Raw genomic sequence first — 5,350 nt, 5'->3', positions numbered from 1 at the left:
GCTTCCTCCACAATTCGGCCAAGGCGACAGGCTTCGACAAGATCGTTGTTGTCGGCCCTGTTCTCGATGGCGGCGTGTTCGGTGGTGGCGTCGGCTTCGGATTCAGAAAGGCCGATACTGATCTCAAGGCAAAATTCGATGCCGCGATCAAGTCTGCTGCAGCCGACGGGTCTCTGAAACAACTCTCGACGAAGTGGTTCGGCTTCGACGTCACACCGGCCAGCCTTCGCTGACGCCGAACTGCCTGATCAGATTTCGGCAGCATCACATTCGCGTTAGACAACAAGCCTTCCCGGCGGAAGAGGATCGAGCGGCCAGAGCGGCCGCTCGACATGCTTGTAGGGCAATCTGCGGACGTCGAGCGGAGACGGTCCACCCCCATCGGTATAAAGCACCGCCCGGGCGATGGGAGCATACGCGGCATAGAAATGGTTGGTCGACTTCAGACAAACGACACGTTTCGAACGCGGATCGATCCCGACGCTCGTGAACACTTCTAGCCCGATCGCCTGCGAACGTAGGGAGAGCAACGAGATCTCAATGCCTCCCAGACGGATGCCGACGGCATTGCCGATGGGGACCGTCGCTCGACCGAAACTCTGCACCCCGTCGCGAACTATACCGATGACAGTTACCGTGGCATCGATCGGCAATCCGGACGTGGATGCGGCCTTGCCGCCGAACCGTAGCGGTATGGTTGCGCCCACTCCGGCAGCAAGACAGATCTCAACCGCGATCGGGTCCCAGATCGGTCCGAATGCCGCATCTTCGATCTCTCGTTCGATCATTCTCCGCAGGAGATTGGTGTTGTCGGAAGGCGATCCTCCGCCGGCATTGTCGGTCGGATCGGCGATGACGTAAGGCCCCTGACCTGCATCAGCGAGTGCCTGATCGACGGCCTCATCGAACGGAACATGGGGTGATGCGAGCTGTCCACGCAGCGATCGTAAATTCTCACCGAGTTCCATTGCCAAAGCATCGCCACCCGGCTTGTCGTCATCGGTGACGACGAGGATGCGGCTTCCCATTTCAGGTACGTCACCGAGTTGAAATCCATGGGCCAGCGAAACGGAGAGAACGCCGTTGCTGCCCTCGCGTTCCGCCATCAGGTCGACGAAATATCGGCCCGGATTTCGTGATGTCGGAACCCGCTCGATCATACGGCAATCGTAGAGCGACATGACGGGCCGAATATCACCCCTGATCGCCCTCACGAGCATATCGACCAGTTCCTCACCGCGCTCCACGAAATCGGTATGAGGGTACTCCTTGAACAGCACGATAACGTCAGCGAGGCGCACGCAACGCTCAGTCAGGTGACAGTGTGGATCCAGTTCGACGCCAATCTTCGCCTCGACTCCTACGATCTCCCGCACCTTTGTGATCAGATCTTCTTCGCAGCTCGTATAACCGGCAGCAACCATCGCCCCGTGCAGGCCGAGCAACACGCCATCAAGAGGCATGGAAGCACGAACGAGATCGAGGATTTCGTCTCGCATGCTTTCATAATCCGACTTTCCGCAGACCCAGGCTGGATCCGCCCAGAAGCAGGGTCCCTCGATCAACGTATAGCCATCACTCGCCGCGCGCCGCCGCGCCACCCAAAGCGGCGCAGTGCTGTGGGTGACGCCGCTTGGATGCAGACCCGGCGGAAAATATGCACCGTTCTCAAAACTTGTCCTGGTCGTTGGTATCGGCGAGAACGTGTTGGTCTCGGTAGCAAGTGCAGCAACAAAAATCCGCATGGAATCGACAGGTCCCCTTTGACGCATCGTGACGACGCAATTAGCTGAGATTTGCGCAGAGCAATCAAGCTGCGTTGAGCAGTTCACACAGTCGACGATTGTCGTCCCTCGTGAGCGTGCGCTCAAGTCGTTTTCGGCGTCACGGGCAACTTGATCGACTCGATGTTAGCAGACAGGAGGCGAGTGGCCGACTCCCCCTGCGCGCAAATGGGGTAAATTGCCAAGCTCGCCCGTTCATCGGCGTTGGAGGTATGCTGGCGATCTTTCTTGACAGTTGCTCCAGATCAGCGGAGCCTTTGGTGAGCCCTGCTCCGTTACACTGCGCAGTCGAGGAAACCATGGCAAAGAGCGTGAAAGACTTGTTGGCGGAGGCGAATTCCGCTGTGAGCAAGCTGTCTCCCGCCGAGGCGGCAGAGAGAATTCGATCCGGCAACGTGCTCATCTTGGATGTCCGCGATCCGACCGAGGTTCAACAAACCGGAAGGATCAAGGGTGCGGTAAACGTCTCGCGAGGCATGCTGGAGTTCCGCGCCGATCCGGAGAGCCAGTACCACAATCCAGCGTTCCAGAAAGACAAGACCGTTCTGCTGCATTGTGCATCCGGTGGCCGTTCCGCGTTGGCGGCAAAGACATTGCAAGATATGGGTTACACGGCAGTGTTCAACATCGGTGGCTTCAAGGACCTGACAGAGGCGGGCATCGAGACGGAGCCCGCTTGAGCCGATGGTCGGCAGACCGATGTCCGGTCAAGACGGCCTCTCGTTCACCACTTCGTAAAGCGTCATGCTTTCGCTCAAGCCCTTGAGTGTGTGGTCGCCGCGATCTTCAAACCGGAGATTCGAGCCTGCTACCAGATCGCGCACCGTTCGAGACACCATGACACGTCCGTTGTCGGCCAAGGCCGCAATGCGAGCGGCTATATTGACCGCGATACCACCGATATCCTCACCTTTGATTTCCACTTCCCCCGTATGGACACCACTTCGAACCTCCAGCCCGAGTTCACGTACTGCCTCAATGATCTCGCTCGCGCATCGAACGCCGCGCGCTGGGCCGTCGAACGTTACGAGGAACCCGTCACCGAGAGTTTTGACCTCACGCCCGCGGAAGCGATCGATCATTCGTCTCACGACCACGTCGTGTTCATCGAGAAGAGCCCGCCAACGTCGATCGCCCATTTCTGCGGCGATGTGCGTGGAGTCGACCAGATCGGTGAACAGCACGGTTGCCAACACTCGGTCCGTCTCAGCCTCTCGGCGGGTGCCGGTCAAAAATTCTTCAATCTCGTCGGCCGGTTGGTCCACGTCGCCAGCCCAAAGAACGTGATCTGATCCCGGAAACTCTACGTATTTCGCACCCGGGATATTGTTGGCGATGTAGCGTCCTCCCTCCACACTGACGCGCGTGTCCCCAGAGCGGTGCAGAACGAGTGTGGGCACACGTATCGCGGGGAGGATGTGTCGGACATCGATTTGGCTGTTCATCCGCATGAGCATGATGACGGCCGATGGGCTCGCGCCAAGGCGCTCGAAGCGCGCCCACCATTGCCTGAAGCGCTCGTCCGCGAGCTTGCTTGGAGCGAAGGCGTTGAGGCTTGCGCCGCTGCCCCATAACGCTTCGATCTTCTCGAGAAACAGCTCGAACCGATCGGGCGGCAGAACCCATGTGTGGAAGTGGGCATAGGTCCCGTAGAGGATCAGCGCTTGCGTTCGCTCAGGGTAGGTCGCGGCGAAGAGCATGCTCATCGCGCCTCCCTCCGAGATACCAAGCAGCGCGGCGCGCTTGCTGTCCACCGCGTCCATGACGGCACGAACATCGTCCATGCGTTCTTCGAGCGTGGGCAAGGTCCCGAGCCGATCCGACAGGCCGGTCCCGCGCTTGTCGAAAAGAATGAGGCGGCTGAACGATGCGAGACGAGAAATGAAATGAGCCAGGGTCGGCTCATCCCAGTAGTGATCCAGGTTGGAGATGAAGCCCGGGACGAAGACGAGATCGAGTGGTCCTTTGCCGACCACCTGATAGGCGATCCGAAGATCACCGCTCTTGGCGTAGTGCGTTTCGACAACCATGACTCGATCCAGAGGCTGGAGCAGCTTCGTGCGCCGCAGGGTCGAGCGTGGTTCCGTTTGTGCGGCCCGGAATGAGAGGCTCTGCCACTAGGCCACACGTGTCAAGGATCACGGAGGCCCGGTCACTTGTTGCGATGATATTCGCCGCTGTTCCCATGTTCTCACCAGCCACGAAACCGGGGCCGATGAATCGTTGGAGCGGACCTATCGGCTGAGAGCACGTCATAACCTTCGAACTGTGCGGCCGTCGCGCAAGCATGGTTGGGGAGAATTCGCAGCAGAGTACCCAGCGTGAGCTCTGGCAATGTTGCGTTGCTGCCCGGCCGCAGGGCGACAATGCCGTGTTCCTGGTTCGCCGTCACGACGATCAGATCATCGAGGACCTTGCCTTGCGCATCGCAGACCACGCCGTACCCTTGGTCGACCACTTGGTTCGCCGTCCCTCGGTCGCGCGACATCGCCATCCACCCGGCGTCGATCATGATCCAGCCGCGCTCGCGCTGGTGCCCGATTACTGTCGTCAGAACCGAGATCGCGATGTCATCCTGTGTGCAGACGCCGATGCCGGCCATCACGAGATCGAAGAACACATAGACGCCGGCCCGGACTTCCGTGACGCCAGATAGGTCGCGTGCGAAGTGAGCCGTGGGTGTAGAACCGACACTGACCACGGGACACGGCAATCCTGCTCCCCGCAACGCTTCTGCCGCGGTGACGGCCGCCTGCCGCTCTCGTTCCGCAAAGGCCGCGAGAGCCTTCTGCCCCGATGCGTTGTAGCTTTCGCCTGCGTGAGTGACGATCCCCCGCAAGGTGGCGCCCCCCTCCACAAGAGCACGGCCGATGCTGACAACCATCGGATCATTCGGGCGCTGACCAGAACGATGACCGTCGCAATCGATCTCGATCAAGGCCGGGATGGGGCCGCCCGGCTTTTGCGACGCTTCGGCAACCGCCCTCGCCTGCTCCAGCGAATCGAGCACGACGGTCAGGTCGCAACCCGCTTCGCGCAGACTCAGCACGCGAGACAACTTCTGCGGCGCGATTCCGACTGCGTAGAGAATATCTTTGATCCCGGCAGCCGCAAACACCTCCGCTTCCTTGAGTGTCGAGACGGTGGCCGGGCCCGTACCGCCCGCCAGCACCCGTCGAGCGATCTCGACCGATTTCACGGTCTTCAGATGCGGTCGAAGGACAACGCCGAGCCCCTCGATGTGCTGCTGCAACCGGACCACATTCCGATTCATGCGGCTCTCGTCCAGGATGAGCCTGGGAGTGGCCAGCGAGCTGAGTGAGTCCTCGATTGTCATGGCCTGCTGGATCTCCTCGGCGCATCAACAGCCAAATAGCGTGGTCATTGCGGTGACGCCACCTCGGCGTGCGGTGAGGACCTCAAGTCTAGCTGAACCCCGACCGCAGGCTTCCGGTTGGTCGCGTCGCCCATGGCCTACTCGGCGAGCGCGAGAGATGGACGAAGGGCGCCAAGGCCGGTAGCTTGGTTCGGTTTCTCGTCGCACCAACCCCTGCACGGTGTAACTC

General features: G+C 60.2%; 5 protein-coding genes. 2 read left to right on the top strand and 3 right to left on the bottom strand.

From position 1 onward, the window contains the following. Positions 1–233: transporter substrate-binding domain-containing protein (locus AC1DT3_RS11395; protein ID WP_477465370.1), on the top strand; the 233-nt coding region annotated here is incomplete at its 5' end. 42 nt (positions 234–275) lie between these two features. On the opposite strand, the gene AC1DT3_RS11390 is transcribed toward AC1DT3_RS11395, so the two are convergent. Then, positions 276–1,745, bottom strand: coding sequence for a M81 family metallopeptidase (locus AC1DT3_RS11390; RefSeq protein WP_477465369.1), 1,470 nt, complete (start codon positions 1,743–1,745; stop codon positions 276–278). A 338-nt stretch (positions 1,746–2,083) separates the two neighbouring features. On the opposite strand from AC1DT3_RS11390, the gene AC1DT3_RS11385 reads away from it, so the two are divergent. Further along, on the top strand, positions 2,084–2,464 hold the full coding sequence (locus tag AC1DT3_RS11385) for a rhodanese-like domain-containing protein (RefSeq protein WP_477465368.1): 381 nt from the start codon (positions 2,084–2,086) through the stop codon (positions 2,462–2,464). 27 nt (positions 2,465–2,491) lie between these two features. Here AC1DT3_RS11385 and AC1DT3_RS11380 read toward each other — a convergent pair whose 3' ends face one another. Further along, on the bottom strand, positions 2,492–3,814 hold the full coding sequence (locus AC1DT3_RS11380) for an adenylate/guanylate cyclase domain-containing protein (protein ID WP_477465367.1): 1,323 nt from the start codon (positions 3,812–3,814) through the stop codon (positions 2,492–2,494). Between the two features lie 161 nt (positions 3,815–3,975). Then, a complete protein-coding gene (locus AC1DT3_RS11375) occupies positions 3,976–5,121 on the bottom strand; it encodes a DSD1 family PLP-dependent enzyme (RefSeq protein ID WP_477465366.1) in 1,146 nt (381 codons plus the stop codon). Positions 5,122–5,350 lie beyond the last annotated feature (229 nt).

Source organism: Microvirga sp. P4_G7 (assembly GCF_056401005.1).
Note: the sequence above shows the minus strand (reverse complement) of the source record. Positions and strands in the feature narration are given on the sequence as shown.